Below are 21735 nucleotides of genomic sequence, written 5' to 3' on the forward strand. Positions count from 1 at the left end.
TACATTGTTGGACACTGAAATAAGTAAAGCCCTTTGATCAAGGCATTGGATGGAAGGGTTAGTTTGAATAGAGCGATTGGAAAAAGTGTCCATAGGTGTCCATAGGGACGGTTCTCATGACACATGGTAGACAAAAGGACCGCTAGAACTGTCCCTGCGGTCACTATTTAAATGTCCAATAGTTATTCAATATGAAGTTGATGACGGGAATGATCAATGTTGTGATTAGTTCACCGATAACATAGTGAAGTGAAAGTATATTTACAACTAGATACATGATACCAAAATTTAAGGTGAAGCCAATGGCAGAAACAACTAGAAAACGCAACAATTGATTGTAGGAGAAGTCGCTGCCAAAGGTATATTTCTTGTTTAATAGAAATGAGATGTAAGTCATGATGATAAAGGAAAGTGTTGATGCGAAAATAGGATCTTTGTCAAAAAGTTCAACCAAGACGAAAACGGAAAGAAAATAAATGAGCACGCTTATGCAGCCCACAACACTGTATTTAATAAATTTAAGAAATAGTTCTTTACTTACGAGCATCATAACAGCCTCTCATTATGGTCATTCAAAACGCCATTTTGTGATAGCATTTTTAATAAATTTATTTTTTCTTTCCTTATTTTCTATTGAACTACGCTTATAGTTGATCAGAAAAAGTAGTTGTAAAAAAGTAACCGGAAGTAAGGTTTTTTTGTAAGCTATATATTTTGGTTCCCAATCGGTAGTAAATTTACTTTTAAATTCTTTTAGACCTTTAAAATTGTATAAGGAATTCCCGTAAAGGTAGGCTAGACGAATTAGTTTTTCACATGTAAAGGAATGTTTGCAGTTTCCTACATTAGATAAGGGTGACATACCTAAACTGCAGCTTTGATATCCATTGTTTTTTGCCCACTGAAATATTTGAATAAATAATACATCCATTGTTCCATGGGGGCAATCTGAATATTTTCTCATCAGGTCAATGGTAACCGTATTTTGAAAATCGCTTGCTAATGTTGCAAAAGCAATAACTTTTCCTGCTGGATTGTGCAATAGTGCGACAGGGAACCGCGAAACATATTCTTTGCTAAAAGAGACGACTGAAAACCCTTTTTCATTCTGACTGCCTAACCAGGAATCGGAAATATGCTTTAGTTCGGAAAGCAGGTGATTTGAATAAGGGGGGTGGACTACGCTAAATGTATAAGAATTTCGCGTAAATTTATTCAATCTTGTTCGTAATTTTGCCCCTTGTTTTCCTTCTAAAGAAAATTGTTGGAGATTCACTAACCCCACTTCGCCTACCTTGAGGAAGCGAAAACCTGAATCATGATAATAGTGCATATAATGTGGGCTTATTTGATAGAAAACAGGTTTAAAGCCTCTGCTTTTGCTATAATCACAGAAATCTTTTATGGCTTCTTGAATTTTTGCTTCTTCTCCAATTGGATCACCTAAGACCATTAATTTATTTGCAATGCGTTTATATAGAATTAGTACATCTCGCTTTTTTGACCAAAAAATCTCTTTATCTTTTAAGAAGATCAAATGAGAAGCATGATTTCCTCCATTTTCCTGTAAAAAAGAAGAAAATTCATCATATTGTAGATCGATGTTACTTTTGGGAGTCTTCATCTTCTCCCCTTGGTTTTTATTAAAGGATGTATTCACATCAAGCATGAAAGGTTTCCTCCTGAAAAAAATCAACTATTAAATAATAACATAGGAAGGGGTAATTGACAGTGTAGAATTTATTGTAAATTTCAAGTTGCTTTTACTTAATGGAGATAGAGAAAGTAAAATGATGGTGATGGTTCAAAAGTAGATTGTGAGGTATATCAAATGAAATTTTTAGAGAAACTTAAACCGCACATAATTTGTAAAGATGTTTTTATTTAGGAAGTAGATCTGCATGGGATTCATGATTATGCACTTGTCCCTGAAGATTGAACGAATGTATTACTGAAGGAATCATTTACGGCATTAAAAATGGAAGGTGTCCGTAAAGAAGTCATCGAAGCATATATGGAAAAAGCGGGTGACTTAACCTTTTCGAAAACGGCAAGTAGAGCTAAGATGAATAATATTGAATTTTAGGTTTTTTCCTAAGACCCTTTAATGTTGGAAAGTCAATTCGCGAATAAGTTACAACTTTTCTAATCAACTTAAGCAATATACAAATTAGTAGAAGGTGTATTATGGCGAAAAATTCTTATCGGTCGTTCACCATCATTACTTTAAGCATGGCAATAATACTAATGTCATCCTGTAGACGGGTACAAAGTAAAGAAATGACACTAAGAATAAAACTCCCCGGGAAGTTTTAAGTTTCTACACAGAAAAGGAAGGAACATTTCCATGGTCACAACCTACATTTGACTCGCAATACAACCATTTAACCATAATTGCACCTTTTTGGTATAAGCTTGATGATAAGAGTCCAGGCATTCTTATAGAATCTGTTTCACCAGATCATAAAAAAACGGTTATTCAGAGTGCCCATGAAAAAAACTGAAGGTATATATGGTTAGGAGGTTTTTATATGATCTATCAATTGGTTTTCCAAAGGACCTGCAAAGTACAAAGGTATTTACACAAACTGAACAATCAAAAGTAATAGTTGAACAAACTGCTGCTAATAACGGAGATGAATACAGAGTTATATCAGTAGAAGAGCAAAATCAAAGAGAAGGTAATGTAGCTAGAGAAAAAAATGTTACCACACTTATATCAATGGAAGAGCAAAATATGGTGGAAAATAGTGCAACTCAACAAGGGTTTGTTCCGCAAGAAAATGGGTCAGGTTTCTTTTTTGCAAGAGTAAAATAAAAATATCATTAACTGGTGCAATAATTAAAGATGAGATCGCCGCGTCGGTCTTATTTCTTGTTGAATTAACGGAGCAGAATAGTTCACCAAGGTTAATGGTTATTTGTGGTAAAATATATAAAGAATGATTGTTTAATTCATAATTGTTTGAACGAATAGACCCAGTAAGAATTGAAAAAGAGCTTGAAAGATTGATCAACCAAACTTATTAAGGAAATTAAGATTTTTACCTATTGGGTGCTTGATTGAAACTATTAAAGGGGTAATTAGATGAAAAAGTTTGGTTTTATAATAGGTACTGTAATAGTTATTATTGGTGTGTTCATATTTGTAAATAAGTTGTACTATCCCTCTCTTCCAATAGAGAATGTATCAGCAAAAGAAGCAATTGATAAACTAAAAGAATCGGATAGTAAAATAGCTGAAATTGCAGTAGTAGGTGATTTTATTTGGTATCTCACTAGTAGTGAGGATAAAGGTAGTTTGATTGCTGACGAAAATATAAAACAAATAGTTGTATCAAATGGATGGGAATTTAAAGAAAAAGATGGTGCTGGTCTGTTCTTTGAAAAAGACGGAAAAAGATTAATTGCTACCACTCAAATGTGGACTAAAAATTATGTTCTCGTTAAAATTCCGAGTAATTTTAAATAATCTTGAGAGGTTCTATATGTAGCTATCGGGAAAACACATACAATGCAGTACAAATTAGGGCAGGATAGGATTCATTTAGGAAGTAAATAAAGAGGAATAGTTAATCAGTAGAATGGCAGTAATGAAAAGGAGGATGAATTATTGGATAAAAAATCATTAGTTGTATCTTCATTATCAGGATATGAGGAAGAAATTGGCCGATGGTTGTGGTGTTTAGAAGATGTTCGTCGTACTCTTATAACTGAATTAACCGGTATTCGGCAAGATTTACTAGACAAGAAATTAGGTGAAAGACATACAATTGGTACACTTTTGTATCACATTGCATTGATCGAGGCAGATTGGTTATATGAGGAGGTGCTTGGAACCGATTGGGATCCTGAAATTAGCTCGTTATTTCCGGTAGAATGTCGAACTGACGGTAAGTTAACTCATTTTGAGGGCGAAAGTTTAGAACAACATTTTTACCGTTTAACAAAAGTACGCGAAGTATTTCTTTCCTATTTTCGTTCAATGGACTTAACCGATTGGCGAAAACCACGGGTACTTGAACAATATGAAGTAACCCCTGAATGGGTTGTTTATCATTTGGTGGAGCACGAATCACATCATAGGGGACAGATATTCCAATTACTAAAGGAATTAAGTTAATTAATAAAGAATACAAAAAATGCCAATGCTGAGGGGCGAATATGGATGCTGCGGCTAACGAGTTTTGTACCTAACTTAAAACATATCACGCAAATCCCAGTGATTCATAGACAAATAATCCTATTATGGTATTCTTTTGGTGTATGTAAAGAGTGAAAGGTTGAATGTAATGTACAAGAAGCAGGATTTAGTAGCGCATCTTAAAGAGTTGGGAATCGACGAAAATGGAACATTGCTTGTTCATTCATCTATGAAAAGTATCGGAGATGTAGAGGGTGGCGGTGATACTGTCCTTGATGCTCTATCTGAATATATGAAAAATGGTCTTTTGGTTTTGCCTACCCATACATGGTCATATATTAAAAGTGAGAATCCACGATTTGATGTTAATGACTCACCATCCTGTGTTGGAGTATTAACGGAATTGTTTCGAAAACGTCCGGGTGTGGTTCGCTCCTGGCATCCAACGCATTCGGTAGCTGCCCTGGGAAGAGGAGCACATGAATTTATTGCGGGAAATGAACAATTCGACACACCTTGTGCACGGAAATCGAGTTGGGGAAAATTACTCGATCAGAAGGCAGCAATTCTTTTAATAGGAGTCGACTTACGTAGATGTACCTATATTCATGGTGTCGAAGAATGGCTTGATATACCAGGTCGATTGACCGAAAATCACGAAATGCTTTACACCATATTACCGGATAAAACGGAAATTTCCACACCGCAAAGAAGACATTATGGTCATACCTCTGAAAAGTACGATCGTGTTGAAGATATTTTTCTGGAAAATAACGTGATGTACAAAGGACAATTTGGCGATGCAACCGTAAGGGTATGTGACACAGTAAAAATGACAGACGTGCTAGAACATTTACTAAAAGAGAAACCTGATTTATTTTCTTGATGAATGGAGGAACAGGCGTGGAAATGTAAAGGACTAACCGAAACGAGGTTAGTCCTTTATACTACCTAGCAGAATTAACGTTTCTTGTTATTGTATCTTATTGAAGTAACGGGGCAGTTTAGTTGAAGAAGAAAAAAGCATCGGCTTTAATAAGCAGTGATGCTTTTTTTAACTTTTCGGTATAGAATCTGCAATTTGAACTAATAATTCGGGCGTAACTTTATCAGAAATTCTTTTATCTACACTCAAAATATACTGGAATTCATTTTTATTGAAGACTAAGAGGTTAAAACCTCTTACGGCTTTCGTGCTGTATAGTGCTTCAGTGCCGTCATTTGTTTTTAGCCTTTGATCGATAAGATCCTCTTTGAATACAAGACGATATTTAACAGGTTGAACAAAAATCTTATAGTGGTTCTGTGGTACATCCTTATTCAAGTAGTCGATTTCTAATTTATCATTCGACTCACCATCAAGATTACTAAATCTGCCGAAACCGTGGGTAAAAGCAATTGGTGGTAATTGAACTGGTAACGCAATATCTTGTTTAAAATGGATATTATTTTCATCTAATGCCTCATGAATACCTTTAAAGCCGATTTCAAAAAACGATTGTTGAAATTCTTCACTTGTATAGTTTGCTTTAGCTGTAAATGAAAAAGAAAAGGTTAGAACAATACATATAACTGATATTTTTATTGTTTTGATAATATCCACGTCCTTAATTGATTTGATATATATTATTTGTAATTATTCGCTTCACTATTAACTGTCTGCCTAAGTTAAAAAAGACAAAATAATATTTTATAGTGTAGTGTATATTTGAATTCGTAAAAGGGAGGATACTACTTTTGAATATTTTAATTTTAGGTGCCACTGGACGTGTTGGAAGTCAAATCGTAACTTATACCCTTCATGATAACCATCATGTTACTGTATTTGTTCGCACTCCAGAGAAGATTCAAATAAATAGTGAGAATTTAACCATTGTTCAAGGGAATGTTTTAAATAAAAATGATATAGTACGCGCAATGCATGGGATTGATGTAGTTATTAGTGCACTAAATACTGATGGCACAACCACTCTATCAGAAAGTATGCCACTAATTATCAAAGCAATGGAAAACGAAGGTATACAACGAATTATCACGATAGGAACTGCAGGGATCTTACAAAGTAGAACTACGCCATCCATACTCCGGTATCAGTCAAGTGAATCAAAACGTAAATCAACCCGTGCAGCAGAAGAACACCATAAAGTTTACGATATGCTTAAACAATCACCACTTGAATGGACCATTGTATGTCCTACGTATTTACCCGATGGAGAAAGTATAGGTGAATATCGTGAGGAACGTGATTTTTTGCCAGAGGGTGGAGAAAAAATACACGTATCGGATACAGCAGAATTTGCATATAAGCAGATTGAGTGTAACCAATATATAAAATCACGTGTAGGTATCGCCTACTAATAATATTCTCTTACATTATTACTTACTGTCACAGGGGAAAATTTATTGTACGTTAAAAATTGTACTAATCAAATGGGGAGCAATACTTTAATATAGAAATTAAAGTAGCAGTTTAGTTTAATCTTTGTACATAAATATACATGTCCAGAGGGACGGTTCTCATGGACACAAGTAGATAAATTAAAGACCGCTAGAACCGTCCCCATGGACACCAATGGACACCGTAAACACATTAACAAAGAGTTTATGTATTAAGCAAACTGGGCAGTTTTGTACAAGAAGGATGACAGCGTATAAATTTATTTGTGAGGTGCAGTGTATTTTATGTTTTTGGTCAGTTCTTGTTTAGCTGGATTAGAAGTAAGGTATAACGGTACACATAGCTTAAATAATAGGTTAAGTAAATTAGTAGAAGAGAATAAAGCTGTTACTATCTGTCCTGAACTGCTTGGTGGATTTTCAACCCCAAGGGAACCTGCTGGAATCATCAATTTCGTCAGGTTTTTTTTGTACTTAATGAGTAAGGAAATGATCAAAATGATAACTAAGTTGTTCTCGGATATCCATGATGCAACTTTTTCTTTAAAGTCCTGGGCTGAACTATCTACGGGGAATTGAAATATTCTCATTGGAGTTGGTTTCTTACTGCTTATTGGCAGTGCGAATTTTGCCGATGTTGAAAATGGGGCATGACGACGAAAGAAGAAATAAAATCTTTTGAAAAGCTCTTACTGTATGTTGTGGGCAATTATTCTATGTGACATAATTTTACCTAAAGACGTCATATTCAGTTTCTCTAAGACCTTAGCAATAGAAGTATTAATGTTAGTGATAACTTTATAAGCATCTTTTATTATTTGAATTCAATTATATATACTTCAAAATAGAAGATGTTGTAAAGGTTTGTACTTTAACTAAAATTTCATGGGAAAACAATGGTGAATGACAAGGATTTAGAGACAAAATCCTAGTATATTATAAAACTGACAAATTAAATGTCTTTGGCTGATTAATAATAATACTTTTAGGTATTTGTATGTTTTTTTAAACAGCAGTCTTTTTCTTATTTGAGTAACGAAGCAGGTTTGTTTAACAAGCCTGATAAGAATATAATTATGATAGAAATTAAGGAACAACTTAAGTGGGTAAAGTGAGGGTATGTAAGATGATCTCGTTTTTTTTAACGTTAAAAAGATTACTGGTAGCTGTTTTTCGAATCTTGAAAGAACGATTATTTAGATCTCTTCTTGCAACTTTAGCACTCATAATACTTTCAGGCACAATGTTTTATAAAGGAGTAGAAGGCTGGACTTTATTTAATTCGTTTTACTTTGCTTTTACTAGTTTGATACCAACTAGTGTAAGCACAGGTTTGATACCGCAAACGGATTTAAGTAAGTGGTTTACTATGATTTATCTAGTTGTTGGAATGGGTGTTATGCTAATGGTGTTAATTAGGGTTGGTCTTGCAGTTGCAGATTTTGAAAGGTTGGAAGAAAAAAGAGGGAATAAAAAGTAAAAGGTGTATATGTAATTTTATCCGAAGATTAGATTTCAGTTATTAATTTGTTTTCCACCGTTGTTGGGAGTATAAGTAAAGATTGATTGTAATCATTATTAAAGATATTGAAGTAAGCAGTTTAGATTAACCTTGTTCCATAAATATACATAAGGAGTTTAGCAATGGAAAAGTGGGATTTATATGATCTGCATCGTAATAAAATAGAGAAACAAATAACACGTGGAGATGAAATGACATCAGACGAGTTTCATTTAGTAGTACATGTATGTATATTTAATTCAAAAGGAGAGATGCTCATACAGCAGCGTCAGCCCTTTAAGCAAGGATGGCCGAACCTTTGGGATATCACTTGTGGCGGCAGTGCGGTTGCAGGTGATACAAGTCAGCAGGCTGCTTCAAGAGAATTATTCGAGGAATTGGGGATTCATTATAACTTTGAAAAGATACGTCCACAATTTACTATTAATTTTGAACGTGGCTTTGATGATTATTATTTAATTGAATATGACATTGATTTGAATGAATTGACGTTACAGACTGAAGAGGTACAAGCAGCCAAATGGGCTTCTAAAGATGAAATCTTAAGTCTAATCGAACGAAATAAATTTATACCTTATTATGAGAGTATCGTTGCGTTTCTATTTGAGGGTCGACATCATTATGGATCTATTCGTCTTTAATGAAACGTGCAAGAAATCAAATATATTCAGGCAGTGTGCTTTATTCTGAGTGAATAAGTTATTATTAAACCGCCAAGCCAATATAACTACCTCACAAGAGGCGTTTGCATTGTATTGCAGACGCTTTTTTTAATTTTTACTCTGTTATTATTCATTGTTGATTTTCGCGTGGGTTGAGTATTCATAAGCGGAGAATTTCCGGTTAAATCCTTTAAATAAGGCCAAATCCAAGGATTTGGGAACAATAAGCGGAAAAACTCCGCTTATTGTAAAGGAAAAATGGGTATTTTCCAAAATAAACGGGAAACTTCCGCTTATTTTCTAAACACATGAAAATCAACATTTGGCTTTAACACAGCCTTATTTTTAGAAATTGTTTTGTTCTAACCATAAAGATAGATGTCCAATCAAACCTTGTCTTTAAAAATATACATAAGGTGAAATAGCTTTTGTACGATTGGTGGTGAAAAATATGAGTTGGTTCGGCGGATACGGTTTCGGCGGTGGCTATGGCGGCAGCAGCTTTGTATTAATCGTTGTGTTGTTCATTCTTCTAATCATTGTAGGGGCTTCATTTTGATAAATTGTAAGATCAAAAGGCTGGACTCTGAAATGAAAGGAGAATCAATACACATGGGATTTTTTCGTAACGATTTTAGAAGAAGAGTGTTTTTCCCCTTTGAATTCTTATTTTTCCCCTTTGTATTTATAAGAGAAAGAAGACGAAGACGGAGATTCTAATGAACAGATGAATTAATCGTATTTTCATGGGCCTACGGGCCTTCTTTTCTTCTATGGGATCTATCACATACATATTAACAAGAATGATAGAAATGTTTGTACATTTGTCACAACCCGAAGGAAGAATAAAGCTCCTATTAATCAAGAATAAACTTTAAGGTTAAAGTTACCAGTTTAACAATATAAGGTAGGTCTTCTAACAATTTTTATTTAGGACTTACATGGATGCCTTCACTCTCTCGCCAATCTGCGTAAAGTATACGCTTTACATTATCATATCCATTAGTAGTTAATTGGTTATCTAACCACTGTTGATTGAATCCGAGTTCATGTAAATTATCCCATAAAATTTCCCCATCTATAATTAACGATGTTGGGAGGTCTACTGGACTTTCTGGAAGATTGAAATCCTGCTTGTCGGGTTTTTGATACTTCGATTGTAATAATATACTTATTTGACCATTAGCTTCCAATATACCGTATTTGACTTCGCGAACAGAAAAAACCTGATTTTGTCGAAGTATACATAAAACTTGATTTACATCCAATTTGTTCTTTTTAAGTAACTTTCTATCCATTACACCATCCCGAATAATGATGTTAGGATCGCCTAATAAGAGTGAACGTATCGCTTTATTTTTTAGAGTCAAGAACTCTATCCCCAACATGAGAAGTGTCCACAATCCGATGGCATATAAAAAGTGAAAAATCCCTACTTTATTTTGATAAATGGTATTTCCTAAAAAATCTCCAAGCACTAATACATAAACTAAGTGAAACGGGGTTAACTGAGAGATAGATGTTCTACCTGTTATGATAATGATAAAAAATAAGGTGACAAAACCAACAATGGTTTTGATCGTCAGTAAACCAATATTAACTTCTTCCAAAATTTTCCCCTCCCGTTTAAATTTTACTTAATTGTAAGATCTTGAGGCTTAGATAAAGAGACTAGCTTTAGTATTAAAGCCCGAGTTACAATTCCAACAATGATGTAATATAAGAATGAATATCTGTATCTCCACTCTAAATAATTAACAAGTTTGACCCACTCGCAAAAGGGTTCACCAATATAGGCATATGTTAGTGCCATAATGATCTGGGCTAAAATAAATGATTTCCATGTTCTAAAATATTGATATAACAACATGTAAGCTACCGGTACCATTGCAAAATCAAAAGGAAAGGCCCGAGGAATAATAGGTAGGAAGGCAATGGGGTAATCCCAAAAACTATATTGTGCACCAACCACATCTATTAAGGTTGTTGTCAAGATAATGATGGTACCAAATAACAAAATTTCTAAAATAATGTCTCGTTTAACAAGTTTAGCCCAGATAACCCAAGGGCCAACTAAAAAAACGACTAGTATCCACCATTCCCAAGTTAAAAATTCATTTTTTAGCCAACCATTTAATTCTAAATGATACAGCTTATCTTCTAATAAACGTATTTCCTTAAGATTTTCAAATTTATTATCTATTGATATCACCCTATAGTTAAATTCAAACTCTTTGATGCCTTTTTAGTATTACCTTTTTTTAGTAATGAATTTCCATCGTAAAAAGAAAAAAACCAATGTTGAAAGTTCTTCTAACACGGGTTTTCGACTTTTTTATCAACTTATAATAATGGAGAGAGAAGGCGAGAACCCTGTTCAACAATACGCTCGGTCAGGGATCGTTGCAACAAGTCTTCAATTCTTAATGGTACAGAATCAGTAAGATCCCTCTCGAACTGCTCTGTGAGTTCCCTTGCCACATTAACACTGTACATGACTTGACAAACTTCATAATTCAGGCGAAAACTTCTCAAATCATAGTTTGCTGCGCCTACTTCTGCAATTTCCTCATCAATGGTCATCAGTTTCGCATGTAAAATTCCTTTATCGTACTGGTAGATTTGAACCCCAGCTTCTATAAGTTCCCCGTAATAGGTACGACTTGCAAATCCAACGATTTTTTGATCAATATGGCGAGGAACAAGTAATCTTACGCGTACACCACGAGCCACAGCTGTCTTTAATGCCATAATAATATCTGTTTCTGGTATAAAGTAGGGCGTTGTGATATCAATGGTTCTGGTCGCTTGTGTTATCAAGATAAAGTAAGTTTGACGAATAACTGGTGTAGGAATTCCAGGGTTTCCCTCCAACGTATGGATGTATGCTTTTTGCAATTCTCCTGTCTTTGTTATGGTATTGTCTGTTTTACCTTCTTTAGGACATAACTCAGATCCTAATTCGGCAGACCATCTTGAAAGATCTATGCTGCCGGTTGGATTGATTTCCTTTGAATGATATTTTGGGATTTTAGTGGGCTTTTTCGTTGCCTTAGAATTTGTTTTTGACTTTATCCGTTCTCGTACAGCAATATTCCAATGAACGTCGAAGATCGTCTGCAAGTCGCCTGTTGCTTCCCAAATAATTTGCAAATGAGTGTCCCTCCAAAATCCAACGTCTGGCTTTAATCCTGTATATTCATACCCAATGTTCATACCGCCAGTAAAGGATTCCTTGCTGTCAATCGTGACAATCTTACAATGATCCCGATAATTCCAATTGGACAAAATCCAGGGAAAGCGTAAAGGAAATATTGTCCGACATTCTATCCCTGCTTCCAGCATCTGAAGAATTTTTTGACGCGGAAATTTTTTACTCCCCCAACCATCTCTAATAAAACGAACCCGCACACCATTTACTGCTTTTTCGATCAGCAGTTCTGTGATGCTATTACCAATTTGGTCGTTCCGATAGATGAAATATTCCAGATCAATAGTTTTTTGGGCTTTTTGTAGGGATCCGATAAGTTGTTCATATTTTGCTATTCCATTGTTAAGTACTTGGACTTTGCCGACTCGAAGCCCGCCTACAGTAAAATATCTTAAAGCATTGGCGATTTTCGATGCTGAATCACTATATGTATCAGGTAACTTAACAGACTCATTATGAGAAGAGGTCAATCTTTTACGTTGAATAAGCTTGGGATTTGATATGCTCAAATATAGTAAGAAACCAATGACAGGCAAAACAATGACGATTACGATCCAATTCAAAGCTTTAGCTGGCCGACGAACTTCCCAAGTTGCTATAAATAACAAAAAGAACGTATTTAACAGGTATAGATAAAAAATCCATTCCAACTAAAATTCCCCCCTTAGTTTTTCACTTAACATTTACAAACTATTTAGTGAGTATACGTTTGGAATACGAAGGAATTGTTTTGGCTTTTTTTCATATTATATTTTTGGGGTGATATAATGCCAAGAGTAAATTATCGAAGTCATGAAGTAGACGAAATGGCAAGGATGATGAGAGCAGAGGCAGAAGGTGAAGGAAAACAAGGTATGTTATATGTTGGAAATGTAATCGTGAATCGTGCAGTAGCAGACTGTTTAGACTTCAAATCAGTAAGATCGATTCATGATGTAATATTTCAAGTTCAAGGAGGAAATTTTTCTTTTGAAGCCGTTCAAAAAGGAAATGTTTTTTATCAAAGAGCAAGAACATCTGAAAGAAGATTAGCAACCCAAAATTTGGATTATTGGAGAGATCACCCAGCGAAATATGCACTATGGTATTTTAATCCAACGGCGCCTGCGTGTCCTCCTACATGGTACGATCAACCTTTTTCTGGTCAATTTAAAGAACATTGTTTTTATGAACCAAAACCTGGAACATGTGATAGTGTTTATAGAGGTTAAGCTTACACTTTGTGTAAGCTTTTTTACATATTTAGAATGTTAAATAAATCTTTGATAGAAAGGTTTATTTTAATTATCGCATTTTTTGACAAAATGTTTTATTGACAAGTGACGCTATTTGGTAATACTATATACTGGTAGTAAGTAATACTGAATATCAGTAACACAAAATACATGTGTTACAGAGTACTGAAAAAAATATAAGTTAAGTATAAATGGAGGTAAAGAATGGAAAACATCACGGAAATGCTGAAAGGGGTGCTTGAAGGTTGTGTGCTTGAAATCATCAGCCGTGGCGAAACGTATGGCTATGAAATCACTCAACAGCTGCGAGAACTTGGCTTCACAGATGTGGTTGAAGGAACCGTTTATACGATTACAATGAGGCTTGAGAAAAACAATCTAGTGGACATCGAGAAAAAGCCCTCCACTATGGGACCGCCGAGAAAATTTTACACACTCAACGCAGCTGGCCAAGAGCAGCTTAAGGTTTTTTGGAAAAAATGGGATTTCATCTCCAGTAAAATGAACGAACTTAAGACTAAAAGGAGAGAAGTAAAATGAATATTTTTGAAAAAATTATTGGAAGTCTGGATGACAAGCGGGAATGGAGGGAGCTGGAGGCACGTGCGAAGGCACTTCCAAGTGAGTACCGTAACGCTTACAAAGCTATCCAAAAATATATGTGGACTGCTGGTGGTGGTCCCACTGACTGGAAGGACAGCAGCCGTATTTTTGTCGGCATTCTCGACCTTTTTGAGGAAGGAGCTGCAGAAGGCAAAAAAGTCACTGATCTAACAGGAAAAGACGTAGCAGCTTTCTGCGACGACTTGGTCAAGGATGAGCAAACTTGGAAGGACAAATATCGCAAGAAGTTAAACGATACGATTGGGCGTGGCGAAAAGTAAACGCCAAGTGTAAGGAAATTCAATAGATCATAATGACTGAATAGTTGGTTACAAAGGAAATGTGTTACCTTCACTATTCAGTTATATTTTTAACTCAGTAGTAAGTAATACAGAATATCAGTCAGACAGAATAGTGGATAACAGCCAATCTAGTGCATCAAAGTGCTTATTATAAGGAGGAAAAAAGTATGAGCAGTGCAGCGATTTCTGTAAAAGGGTTAAAAAAATCCTTTAAAAATAAGGAGGTCTTAAAGGGGGTGGATTTTGAAGTCCAGCGCGGTGAAATTTTCGCTCTGTTGGGTTCAAATGGAGCGGGCAAGACAACGACGGTCAATATCCTCTCGACGCTGATGAAGGCCGATGACGGCGAAGTCGATATTTGCGGCTTTGACGTCCAGAGTCAACCAGATCATGTTCGCCAGAGCATCAGCCTGACAGGACAGTTCGCAGCCTTAGACGGCATGCTCACAGGAAGGGAAAACCTATTGATGATCGCTAAATTGCGAGGAGTTTCCAATCCTGCTCAAGTTGCTGACAATTTGCTCCAAAGATTCAGCCTGATTGATGCGGCCAACCGCCGTGCGGATAAGTATTCCGGCGGGATGAAGCGCCGGCTTGACATCGCCATGAGCCTGATTGGGAGCCCAGATGTCATTTTTCTCGACGAACCGACGACAGGGCTTGACCCCGAAGCGCGGATAGAGGTCTGGGATACCGTCAAGGAGCTTGCCCGCTGTGGAACGACCATCTTGCTGACAACCCAGTATCTGGAGGAAGCAGAACAGCTTGCAGATCAAATTGCTATCCTGCATGGCGGAAAAATCATTTCAACCGGTACCCTTAAAGAACTCAAAGAGATGTTCCCGCCAGCAAAAGTAGAGTATATCGAGAAGCAGCCAACATTGGAGGAAATTTTCCTTGCAATCATCGGCAAAAAGGAGAGATGTAAATGAAAAGCAACACTCTGGTAATTTTAGGACGATTAATGCGAAACATCATGCGCAGCCCGGATACAATTATTACAGTAGCGATAACACCAATTATGATGATGCTCCTATTTGTCTATGTATTTGGTGGCGCAATAGAGACAGGAAGTGAAAACTACGTCAATTATTTATTGCCGGGAATCCTTTTGATGGCTATCGCTTCGGGTGTCGCATACACTTCCTTGCGTCTGTTTAACGATGTAAAGAGCGGACTGATGGCGCGTTTTATTACCATGCCCATCAAGCGCTCATCAATATTGTGGGCTCACGTATTGACTTCGCTAATTTCCAATGCGCTTACTGTCGTGGTGGTTATCCTCATCGCGCTTTTGATAGGTTTCCGTTCCAGTGCTGGAATCCTGGATTGGCTCGCGGTAGTTATGATACTTGGGCTCTTTACTCTTGGGCTGACATGGCTCTCGGTCATTGCCGGATTGACCGCAGGGTCTATGGAAGGGGCGACAGCCTACTCGTATCCACTGATTTTCCTGCCGTTTATAAGTTCGGCCTTTGTCCCTACCGAAACCATGCCTAAATTTGTCCGTGCGTTCGCTGAGAACCAGCCGGTGACATCAATCGTGAATGGTATTCGAGCCCTCTTGTATGAAGGGTCTGTTGGCAACGATATCTGGATCGCGCTTGCCTGGTGCGTTGGAATCATGGTTATTGCTTACTTCTTCGCCAGTAAAGCATTTAAACGGCAGTTAGGGTAATTACACCATTAAAAAATTTGTACCTATCAATTCTGAACGATTTCAATAATCTTCAACTAACACGGAGGCGATTCTTCATCAACGAAGGATCGCTTTTCTTATTAAATCATTTTAAACATCACACATCAATCCCTTGAATAGGAAGGTTTCAGTTTTGACTGTGGCATTGGTCTAATATTACTTTTTGAAAATTCTATAATTTGTTATTATGTACTTTGTAAGTAAAGTAATTAGATTAGACAGAGGGAGTGCATAAGAATATGGAATACATAACACTTAATAATGGCTTGAAAATGCCAATTGTAGGTACAGGTACAAATACTTATGGAAAAGTAAATAACGAATATAACGGGGCGGTAACAAATGAAGTTCCGGAACTGCTATCAGCACTTGAGTTGGGTTACCGTTCAATCGACGCAGCCATCATGTATCGAAACGAAGAACTTGTCGGAAGAGTTTTAGCAGAAAGCACAGTGCCTCGAGAAGAGTTATTCATTACGACAAAAGTTCCAGCCAACGAAGAATATACTTCTTCAAAGGAAGCTACTCGAGCAGCTATTGATAACAGTCTAAAAAACTTCCAAACAGACTATCTCGACCTGCTGCTTATTCATTTCCCTATCGAAGACAAAGTACAGCTTAAAAACACTTGGGAAGTCTTTGAAGAATATTACGAAAACGGCAAATTAAAAGCAATCGGCGTTTCAAACTTTGGAAAAAATCATCTTGATGAATTGAAAGAATTCGCTAAAGTGAAGCCAGCTGTTAATCAAATACAAATTAACTTAAAAGAATCTAACAAAGATCTCCTTGACGTGTTAAAAGACGAAGGCATTACACCTGTTGCTTGGGGGCCTATGAAAGCTGAAGTCCATCAAAAAGAAGTTTTGGATGAAATTGGTATAGCCTATAAAAAATCTGGTGCACAAATCTTATTAAAATACCAAATCCAACGCGGTGTGATCGTTATTCCTAAATCACACAACCGTGAAAATCAAGCATCTAATATAGATCTTTTCGATTTTGTATTATCTGCAGAAGATATAGAAAAAATTGAAAACTTATAATTAGTTAGTCCATCACCCTAGTGATATGAATAATATCGCTAGGATTTTGATTTTTTAAAAAACAATGAGATTTGAGTACTACCTTTCTTTATTGAACTAACGAAGCAGGGGTGTTTAATATGCTATGGGGACTTTTCCCTTTTGAATACATTATGCATCGAATATTTTTCCTATAATTGGGAAGGTTATTTTTAATGGTCACAGCAGGGGGAACTCTTAAATGAAGTATTCAAAATTCTTATTAATAATAATGTTTATTATTCCGTGGTTAACACTTCCCTTGTTAGGAAGGAAATCTTTGAAAAGATTTTTGCCAGCAGGTATCTTTATTTCTTTAGTAGTTACTTTTGAAAGTATCTTGGCTAAGAGAAGAAAATGGTGGTGGTGGTATGAAAGAATTCACCCAAAATTACAAGGGGGGTTTCCTTTAACTTGGGGACCATTTTTTATTGGTTCAATGTGGATATTAAAATTAACTTATGGTAAGTTTTTTATCTATTTAATTACAAACTTGATTGTTGATACTATATTTACTTATCCCTTCGTTTTATTCTTAAAAAAACAAGGTATAGCATCTCTAGTTCGATTGAAGAAGTATCAATTATCAGTATTATCCTTTTTCAAATCATTACTTTTGTATGGGTTTCAGTACATAAAAGAAAGATTAAATTTAAGGAATTAACGAGTGCAATCGTTCCATAAGGATCTAAGCTTATTAGCCGATAATATGCTAGGTTTTATTACTTGTATAAGAATGTTATTGAAAAAATCAAAGAAAAGATTTAATAGACTTAATCTTCAGATGCGATAGCTGTACAAGGCTATCGCTTTTTCCATTACATTTTGAGACAAATAGGTTAAGGAGTTAAACTTACTTGTATCAAGGGGAGCACCTTTTAATTTATCGAATATTAAGTGTCGAGAACACCAGAAAAATGCTGTAATAACACTAGTTTTGTAACAATTAAGAATATTCTAATAATTAATTGACAGTCAATATTTGAGGGTGTTATGATGGCATTAAATTTGATATGTCAACATGTCGTAATTGATATATCGAATGAATCAACTACATATTCTAGGGGGAGTTTAGGATGGCTGATGTGCGATTTTTAAATGAAGTACAGGCTTTAGCTGAGAATCTTCAACGAAACAATGAATCTATTTTGCTGGCAGCAAAGAAGGCTGCGGAAACCATTAAAGCAGGAAATTGGGTTCAGCTTTTTGGCAGCGGACATTCCGTCATTCCAACCATGGACTGCTTCCCGCGATACGGAGGCTTCGTTGGATTCCATCCCATCATGGATCCACGATTAATGTGGACAACAGTGAGCGGCCCTGGAGGTGCGGAAGAGGTCATTTGGCTGGAAAGACAAGAAGGATATATAGAATTATTCCTAAGGCATCATACGTGGAATAAAAATGATATTTTCATCGTGATTTCTCATGGCGGACAGAATGCTGCTCCCGTTGAGATTGCACTGGCAGCGAAGAAAGCTGGGTTATATGTCATTGCGATTACTTCAGAAGAAAATCATCTAAATAAACCAGCCACCCATTCGAGTGGTAAGAAAATCGGTGATATTGCCGACCTTGTGATTTATAACGGTGTCTCTCCAGAAGATGCAGTCGTGGATGTACCGGGTGTCAGCGGAAAAGTCGGAGGCTTGTCTACCTTATCAGCGATTACAATTATTCAATCATTGGTATCTGAGACAGCGTTAGAATTAGCTAGACTTGGCTACAAGGTAAAACCATTTGCTTCCCCAAATGTGGAGGGAATTACGAAAACTCATAATGATGAAGTATATGTGGAATATCGAAATCGATTAAAAGAGACGGTAAAAATCTAATACCGTGATCAGGCAGGAGTGTGGACCATGAAAGTGACCAAAAAAGGCAATCAACCGCTCTATAAACAAATAGCAGATTATATACGTCAAAAGGTTGATGATGGTGAATGGTCAGTAGGTTATCAAATTCCTCCAGAGATTCGACTTTGTGAGCAATTTAATGTTAGTAGAATTACAATTGTAAAGGCTTTGGAAAGATTAGTAGAGGAAGGGCTGCTTGTCAGGGAGCAAGGAAAAGGCACTTTTGTTGCCTTGCCGGCGCTATCAACAGAATCGGTGGAACTTATGAGCTTCACCGAAGAAATGAAGCGAAAGGGAAAAAATCCCGGCTCCAAAGTTTTGTCGAAGAGCTGGTCGAAGCCGAATATTGGGATTCGAGAGAGGCTGAAGCTGGGTCCAAGCGAGAGGGTATTGTCCATAAAGCGCTTAATGATGGCGGATGATCTTCCACTTGGCATCCAAACAAGCTATCTTCCAGAGAAGCATTTTCCTGAATTAATGAATCATGTGACCGATAATGTCTCCCTGTATTCTGTTTTGCAGGAGCATTACGGAACGATTATTACCCAAGCGATTGAAACCTACCGTGCCGTTCAATTAGATGAGGAAGAAAAGGAGTTATTAGAGGTTGAACATACTGAAACCGGATTTAAGGTTGAACGTCTATCATTTGTTGGAGACATGCCAGTGGAATTTGTACATTCCATCATGAGGGCCGATCACACCTATTATTCTGTGAAACTAGTTCGTAAAGGATTTTAATCTAAAATAGGGGAGATTACTATGATAAAAAAGGGTTCATTAATTCTTTTCGTTTTGCTTTTGGTTTTCTCTATGGCAGCTTGTAACTCCAACAGTTCCAGCAGTTCCTCCACAAAGGATGGAAAAGTGAAGATTTCCTACCTGACTCACTGGGCGGCCCCACAAGTAGAACAGTTGAAAAGTGCGATTAAGGAATACAATAAAATCGAACCAAATGTGGAAATTGAAGTCAGAGCAGTACCGTTTGGAAATCTGCTTACAACATTGACGACTCAATCCTCAGGCTCAGGTGCCCCAACCATTACAAGCATCTATGAACTTTGGCTTCCGCAGCTTGTGAAAGATAAAATTGCAGCCCCAGCCCCAGCCGATTTTGAAAGTGAAATTAAAGCCAATTATCCAGAAGGTCTTGTTAGCGCTATCACAGACGGAGGCAAGGTTTATGGATTTCCGAATGAAGTCAATCTCTATGCCCTTAACTATAACGAAAAGCTTTTCAAAGAGGCTGGCATTGCCGCTCCACCTAAAACATGGGCTGAACTGATCGATGCAGCGAAAAAGCTGACAAAGAAGGATTCTTCTGGGAAAATCACCCAGCAAGGCTTTGGAATCATTACAAGCTGGAATAGTGGTGTCGTCCATCCTTGGCTGTCATTGCTTTACTCTAATGGCGGCGAATTGTTAGGCGAGGATCATATGCCTTTATTAGATTCAAAAGAAGCCAAAGAAACAACAGATCTATACAAACAGTTGATTTTTGACGAAAAAACGACAGATCCAGCCATGAGTATTGCCAATGCCAGTACAACTGGTCCTTACTTAGACAACTTTGCAAACGGTAAAACGGCGATGATTATTATGGCCAACTGGTGGCAAAGTGCCCTAAAGGACAGCATGGGTGATCGATTCAGCGATATTAAAACAGCCCCAATTCCTGTTGGTCCAAGCGGTTCAGGGTCACACAGCGTTTCGTATTCTTGGCTGACTTCGGTGAATGCGAAAGCAGATGAGGCTCAGCAAGAAGCAGCATGGAAATTTTTACAATGGCTGAATGGCAATGAAAGCGGCAAAAATGGGTCCTCTGCGATGGGCGATATGTTAATGGGTATGGGGATTGTGCCAAGCCGCAACTCTGATATCGAGGCTCATCAAGCAGAATTAGCTTCACCTTTCTTAAAGCCTTACGTGGATGAGTTGAAAAATGCCAAGTCCTTCCCGATTGTTTTAGGAGGAAATGAACTAACGACTACGCTCCAGCAGCAGCTTGAGCAAATGGAATTTGGCCAATCTTCTTCGAAAGAAACATTAGAAAATGCTCAAAAGAGCCTTAGTGATTTAATGTCTCAATTCTACAAGTAAGAAAGATTTTGGGGGACTGTGCTTTCGTACAGTTCCCTCTTATTAAAAGGGGATGTTTCCATGAATAAACCTCGTACGCTGACTACCCTCGGCTTCCTGTCTCCAGGTGTCGGTCTCTTAGCTGTTTTTATTATTTTTCCCATTCTTCTTACGGCATGGGTAAGTCTCAACCACTGGTCCATGATGACACCCTTATCGGAAATGAATTATGTCGGATTTGAAAATTATGCAAGAATTTTCGACCAGGAGACGTTTAAAAAGGCCTTGCTGAATACATTTAGTTATTCCATCGCTAATTTAATTGTGATGATTCCTCTTTCTCTGATGATCGGTCTTTTATTATACCAAGCCGCGTTGAAAGGCAAAGCTTTGGTAAGGACGCTATTATTTTTACCTTATATTATTCCATCAGTTGCCGTGGCCATTGTTTGGGGCTATTTATATTCCCCGATGTACGGTCCGTTTAATGAGATTTTGTCCTTTTTCCATCTTCCCACGCAAGAGTGGCTGGGTTCGCTAGATCAGGCAATGATGTCACTGGTCATCTTAAACGTTTGGCAGACATTGGGCTATTATGTGGTCATTGTCATCGCTGGGTTGACGGAAATCTCCCAGGATTATTATGAAGCTGCATCAATTGATGGTGCAAATGCCTTCCAAAAATTGTTTCATATCACAATCCCATTATTAAAAAGGTCGATGTCTTTTATTGTGATTATTATGACGATCAATACCTTGCAGGTGTTTGATCCAATCTATGTGTTGACCCAAGGCGGTCCGGCAAATAGTACAAATGTTGTTTCGTTTCATATGTACGACACGGCGTTTAACTTTGGAAATGCAGGTCAGGCGAGTGCGATGGCCTTTATCTTATATTTAGTTGTTTTATTTTTTACAATCCTGCAGCTGCGATTATTTAAAACAGATTATTAAGGGGGGG

At 36.9% G+C, this 21735-nt stretch carries 25 protein-coding genes and 2 pseudogenes; 21 read left to right on the top strand and 6 right to left on the bottom strand.

What is annotated here, in order from left to right; translation table 11 throughout:
- Nucleotides 1–163: 163 nt before the first annotated feature.
- Nucleotides 164–550: a GtrA family protein gene (locus SFC47_RS06865; protein WP_411253492.1), complete on the bottom strand. Its 387-nt coding sequence runs from the start codon at nt 548–550 to the stop codon at nt 164–166.
- An 18-nt stretch (nt 551–568) separates the two neighbouring features.
- Nucleotides 569–1669 (bottom strand): phosphatidylglycerol lysyltransferase domain-containing protein, encoded by a 1101-nt coding sequence (locus SFC47_RS06870; protein ID WP_411253493.1) that lies wholly within the window; start codon nt 1667–1669, stop codon nt 569–571.
- A gap of 282 nt (nt 1670–1951) precedes the next feature.
- Between SFC47_RS06870 and SFC47_RS06875 the strand changes: the two genes are divergently transcribed.
- The 5 genes from SFC47_RS06875 (at nt 1952) to SFC47_RS06895 (ending at nt 5030) form a co-directional block, all read left to right on the top strand.
- Nucleotides 1952–2086 carry a DUF6933 domain-containing protein gene (locus SFC47_RS06875; protein ID WP_411253636.1) on the top strand — a complete coding sequence of 45 codons (135 nt, stop codon included), beginning with the start codon at nt 1952–1954 and terminating at the stop codon, nt 2084–2086.
- Between the two features lie 426 nt (nt 2087–2512).
- Nucleotides 2513–2818, top strand: coding sequence for a hypothetical protein (locus SFC47_RS06880; RefSeq protein WP_411253494.1), 306 nt, complete (start codon nt 2513–2515; stop codon nt 2816–2818).
- Nucleotides 2819–3088: 270 nt separating this feature from the next.
- Nucleotides 3089–3472 (top strand): hypothetical protein, encoded by a 384-nt coding sequence (locus SFC47_RS06885; protein ID WP_411253495.1) that lies wholly within the window; start codon nt 3089–3091, stop codon nt 3470–3472.
- 141 nt (nt 3473–3613) lie between these two features.
- Nucleotides 3614–4123, top strand: coding sequence for a DinB family protein (locus SFC47_RS06890; RefSeq protein WP_411253496.1), 510 nt, complete (start codon nt 3614–3616; stop codon nt 4121–4123).
- A gap of 169 nt (nt 4124–4292) precedes the next feature.
- On the top strand, nt 4293–5030 hold the full coding sequence (locus tag SFC47_RS06895; protein WP_411253497.1) for an AAC(3) family N-acetyltransferase: 738 nt from the start codon (nt 4293–4295) through the stop codon (nt 5028–5030).
- 168 nt (nt 5031–5198) lie between these two features.
- Here SFC47_RS06895 and SFC47_RS06900 read toward each other — a convergent pair whose 3' ends face one another.
- Complete coding sequence (locus tag SFC47_RS06900) at nt 5199–5747, bottom strand: hypothetical protein (protein WP_411253498.1); 549 nt, start codon at nt 5745–5747, stop codon at nt 5199–5201.
- A gap of 134 nt (nt 5748–5881) precedes the next feature.
- On the opposite strand from SFC47_RS06900, the gene SFC47_RS06905 reads away from it, so the two are divergent.
- The 5 genes and pseudogenes from SFC47_RS06905 to SFC47_RS06925 all read left to right on the top strand — a co-directional run.
- Nucleotides 5882–6502, top strand: a complete 621-nt coding sequence (locus tag SFC47_RS06905) for an NAD(P)-dependent oxidoreductase (protein WP_411253499.1) — start codon at nt 5882–5884, stop codon at nt 6500–6502.
- A 324-nt stretch (nt 6503–6826) separates the two neighbouring features.
- Nucleotides 6827–6991, top strand: a pseudogene (locus SFC47_RS06910) (2-thiouracil desulfurase family protein); the annotation flags it as partial.
- Between the two features lie 676 nt (nt 6992–7667).
- A complete protein-coding gene (locus SFC47_RS06915) occupies nt 7668–8021 on the top strand; it encodes an ion channel (protein WP_411253500.1) in 354 nt (117 codons plus the stop codon).
- A gap of 164 nt (nt 8022–8185) precedes the next feature.
- On the top strand, nt 8186–8704 hold the full coding sequence (locus SFC47_RS06920; protein ID WP_411253501.1) for an NUDIX hydrolase: 519 nt from the start codon (nt 8186–8188) through the stop codon (nt 8702–8704).
- A gap of 505 nt (nt 8705–9209) precedes the next feature.
- Nucleotides 9210–9284 (top strand): annotated as a pseudogene (locus tag SFC47_RS06925) (YjcZ family sporulation protein); the annotation flags it as partial.
- A gap of 367 nt (nt 9285–9651) precedes the next feature.
- Here SFC47_RS06925 and SFC47_RS06930 read toward each other — a convergent pair.
- The 3 genes from SFC47_RS06930 to SFC47_RS06940 form a co-directional block, all read right to left on the bottom strand.
- Nucleotides 9652–10335 (bottom strand): DUF421 domain-containing protein, encoded by a 684-nt coding sequence (locus tag SFC47_RS06930; RefSeq protein WP_411253502.1) that lies wholly within the window; start codon nt 10333–10335, stop codon nt 9652–9654.
- 23 nt (nt 10336–10358) lie between these two features.
- Nucleotides 10359–10937 carry a CBO0543 family protein gene (locus SFC47_RS06935; RefSeq protein ID WP_411253503.1) on the bottom strand — a complete coding sequence of 193 codons (579 nt, stop codon included), beginning with the start codon at nt 10935–10937 and terminating at the stop codon, nt 10359–10361.
- A 131-nt stretch (nt 10938–11068) separates the two neighbouring features.
- Nucleotides 11069–12586: a phospholipase D-like domain-containing protein gene (locus SFC47_RS06940; RefSeq protein WP_411253504.1), complete on the bottom strand. Its 1518-nt coding sequence runs from the start codon at nt 12584–12586 to the stop codon at nt 11069–11071.
- A gap of 117 nt (nt 12587–12703) precedes the next feature.
- Here SFC47_RS06940 and SFC47_RS06945 point away from each other — a divergent pair, with 117 nt between their 5' ends.
- The 11 genes from SFC47_RS06945 to SFC47_RS06995 all read left to right on the top strand — a co-directional run bounded on the left by SFC47_RS06945 (nt 12704) and on the right by SFC47_RS06995 (nt 21728).
- Nucleotides 12704–13147 (top strand): cell wall hydrolase, encoded by a 444-nt coding sequence (locus SFC47_RS06945; RefSeq protein WP_411253505.1) that lies wholly within the window; start codon nt 12704–12706, stop codon nt 13145–13147.
- Between the two features lie 228 nt (nt 13148–13375).
- Nucleotides 13376–13711 (top strand): PadR family transcriptional regulator, encoded by a 336-nt coding sequence (locus SFC47_RS06950; protein ID WP_411253506.1) that lies wholly within the window; start codon nt 13376–13378, stop codon nt 13709–13711.
- The gene (locus tag SFC47_RS06955) at nt 13708–14055 is read left to right on the top strand and encodes a DUF1048 domain-containing protein (RefSeq protein ID WP_411253507.1); all 348 of its coding nucleotides are present in this window, start codon (nt 13708–13710) and stop codon (nt 14053–14055) included. The genes SFC47_RS06950 and SFC47_RS06955 overlap by 4 nt, the downstream gene beginning before the upstream one ends.
- Before the next feature lie 188 nt (nt 14056–14243).
- Nucleotides 14244–15008 (top strand): ABC transporter ATP-binding protein, encoded by a 765-nt coding sequence (locus SFC47_RS06960; protein WP_411253508.1) that lies wholly within the window; start codon nt 14244–14246, stop codon nt 15006–15008.
- Nucleotides 15005–15754 carry an ABC transporter permease gene (locus SFC47_RS06965; RefSeq protein ID WP_411253509.1) on the top strand — a complete coding sequence of 250 codons (750 nt, stop codon included), beginning with the start codon at nt 15005–15007 and terminating at the stop codon, nt 15752–15754. The genes SFC47_RS06960 and SFC47_RS06965 overlap by 4 nt, the downstream gene beginning before the upstream one ends.
- Before the next feature lie 260 nt (nt 15755–16014).
- On the top strand, nt 16015–16821 hold the full coding sequence (locus tag SFC47_RS06970) for an aldo/keto reductase (RefSeq protein ID WP_411253510.1): 807 nt from the start codon (nt 16015–16017) through the stop codon (nt 16819–16821).
- A gap of 220 nt (nt 16822–17041) precedes the next feature.
- Nucleotides 17042–17503: a hypothetical protein gene (locus tag SFC47_RS06975; protein ID WP_411253511.1), complete on the top strand. Its 462-nt coding sequence runs from the start codon at nt 17042–17044 to the stop codon at nt 17501–17503.
- A 412-nt stretch (nt 17504–17915) separates the two neighbouring features.
- Entirely contained in the window at nt 17916–18674 is a 759-nt protein-coding gene (locus SFC47_RS06980) for a sugar isomerase domain-containing protein (protein ID WP_411253512.1), read from the top strand.
- A gap of 27 nt (nt 18675–18701) precedes the next feature.
- Nucleotides 18702–19436 carry a GntR family transcriptional regulator gene (locus SFC47_RS06985; protein ID WP_411253513.1) on the top strand — a complete coding sequence of 245 codons (735 nt, stop codon included), beginning with the start codon at nt 18702–18704 and terminating at the stop codon, nt 19434–19436.
- A 21-nt stretch (nt 19437–19457) separates the two neighbouring features.
- On the top strand, nt 19458–20795 hold the full coding sequence (locus SFC47_RS06990; RefSeq protein WP_411253514.1) for an ABC transporter substrate-binding protein: 1338 nt from the start codon (nt 19458–19460) through the stop codon (nt 20793–20795).
- A gap of 60 nt (nt 20796–20855) precedes the next feature.
- Nucleotides 20856–21728 carry a carbohydrate ABC transporter permease gene (locus SFC47_RS06995; protein WP_411253515.1) on the top strand — a complete coding sequence of 291 codons (873 nt, stop codon included), beginning with the start codon at nt 20856–20858 and terminating at the stop codon, nt 21726–21728.
- Nucleotides 21729–21735: the final 7 nt, after the last annotated feature.

Origin of the sequence: Neobacillus niacini, from assembly GCF_046591715.1 — a bacterium.
GTDB lineage: Bacteria > Bacillota > Bacilli > Bacillales > Cytobacillaceae > Neobacillus > Neobacillus niacini_L.

What these genes read in the sequence shown, in the direction of transcription:
- SFC47_RS06990 (WP_411253514.1), top strand. Translation starts at nt 19,458, where the DNA reads ATGATAAAAAAGGGTTCATTAATTCTTTTCGTTTTGCTTTTGGTTTTC.
- SFC47_RS06995 (WP_411253515.1), top strand. Translation starts at nt 20,856, where the DNA reads ATGAATAAACCTCGTACGCTGACTACCCTCGGCTTCCTGTCTCCAGGT.
- SFC47_RS06865 (WP_411253492.1), bottom strand. Translation starts at nt 550, where the DNA reads ATGATGCTCGTAAGTAAAGAACTATTTCTTAAATTTATTAAATACAGT.
- SFC47_RS06955 (WP_411253507.1), top strand. Translation starts at nt 13,708, where the DNA reads ATGAATATTTTTGAAAAAATTATTGGAAGTCTGGATGACAAGCGGGAA.
- SFC47_RS06985 (WP_411253513.1), top strand. Translation starts at nt 18,702, where the DNA reads ATGAAAGTGACCAAAAAAGGCAATCAACCGCTCTATAAACAAATAGCA.
- SFC47_RS06980 (WP_411253512.1), top strand. Translation starts at nt 17,916, where the DNA reads ATGGCTGATGTGCGATTTTTAAATGAAGTACAGGCTTTAGCTGAGAAT.
- SFC47_RS06895 (WP_411253497.1), top strand. Translation starts at nt 4,293, where the DNA reads ATGTACAAGAAGCAGGATTTAGTAGCGCATCTTAAAGAGTTGGGAATC.
- SFC47_RS06880 (WP_411253494.1), top strand. Translation starts at nt 2,513, where the DNA reads ATGGTTAGGAGGTTTTTATATGATCTATCAATTGGTTTTCCAAAGGAC.
- SFC47_RS06915 (WP_411253500.1), top strand. Translation starts at nt 7,668, where the DNA reads ATGATCTCGTTTTTTTTAACGTTAAAAAGATTACTGGTAGCTGTTTTT.
- SFC47_RS06960 (WP_411253508.1), top strand. Translation starts at nt 14,244, where the DNA reads ATGAGCAGTGCAGCGATTTCTGTAAAAGGGTTAAAAAAATCCTTTAAA.
- SFC47_RS06950 (WP_411253506.1), top strand. Translation starts at nt 13,376, where the DNA reads ATGGAAAACATCACGGAAATGCTGAAAGGGGTGCTTGAAGGTTGTGTG.
- SFC47_RS06870 (WP_411253493.1), bottom strand. Translation starts at nt 1,669, where the DNA reads ATGCTTGATGTGAATACATCCTTTAATAAAAACCAAGGGGAGAAGATG.
- SFC47_RS06970 (WP_411253510.1), top strand. Translation starts at nt 16,015, where the DNA reads ATGGAATACATAACACTTAATAATGGCTTGAAAATGCCAATTGTAGGT.
- SFC47_RS06885 (WP_411253495.1), top strand. Translation starts at nt 3,089, where the DNA reads ATGAAAAAGTTTGGTTTTATAATAGGTACTGTAATAGTTATTATTGGT.
- SFC47_RS06965 (WP_411253509.1), top strand. Translation starts at nt 15,005, where the DNA reads ATGAAAAGCAACACTCTGGTAATTTTAGGACGATTAATGCGAAACATC.
- SFC47_RS06975 (WP_411253511.1), top strand. Translation starts at nt 17,042, where the DNA reads ATGAAGTATTCAAAATTCTTATTAATAATAATGTTTATTATTCCGTGG.
- SFC47_RS06920 (WP_411253501.1), top strand. Translation starts at nt 8,186, where the DNA reads ATGGAAAAGTGGGATTTATATGATCTGCATCGTAATAAAATAGAGAAA.
- SFC47_RS06945 (WP_411253505.1), top strand. Translation starts at nt 12,704, where the DNA reads ATGCCAAGAGTAAATTATCGAAGTCATGAAGTAGACGAAATGGCAAGG.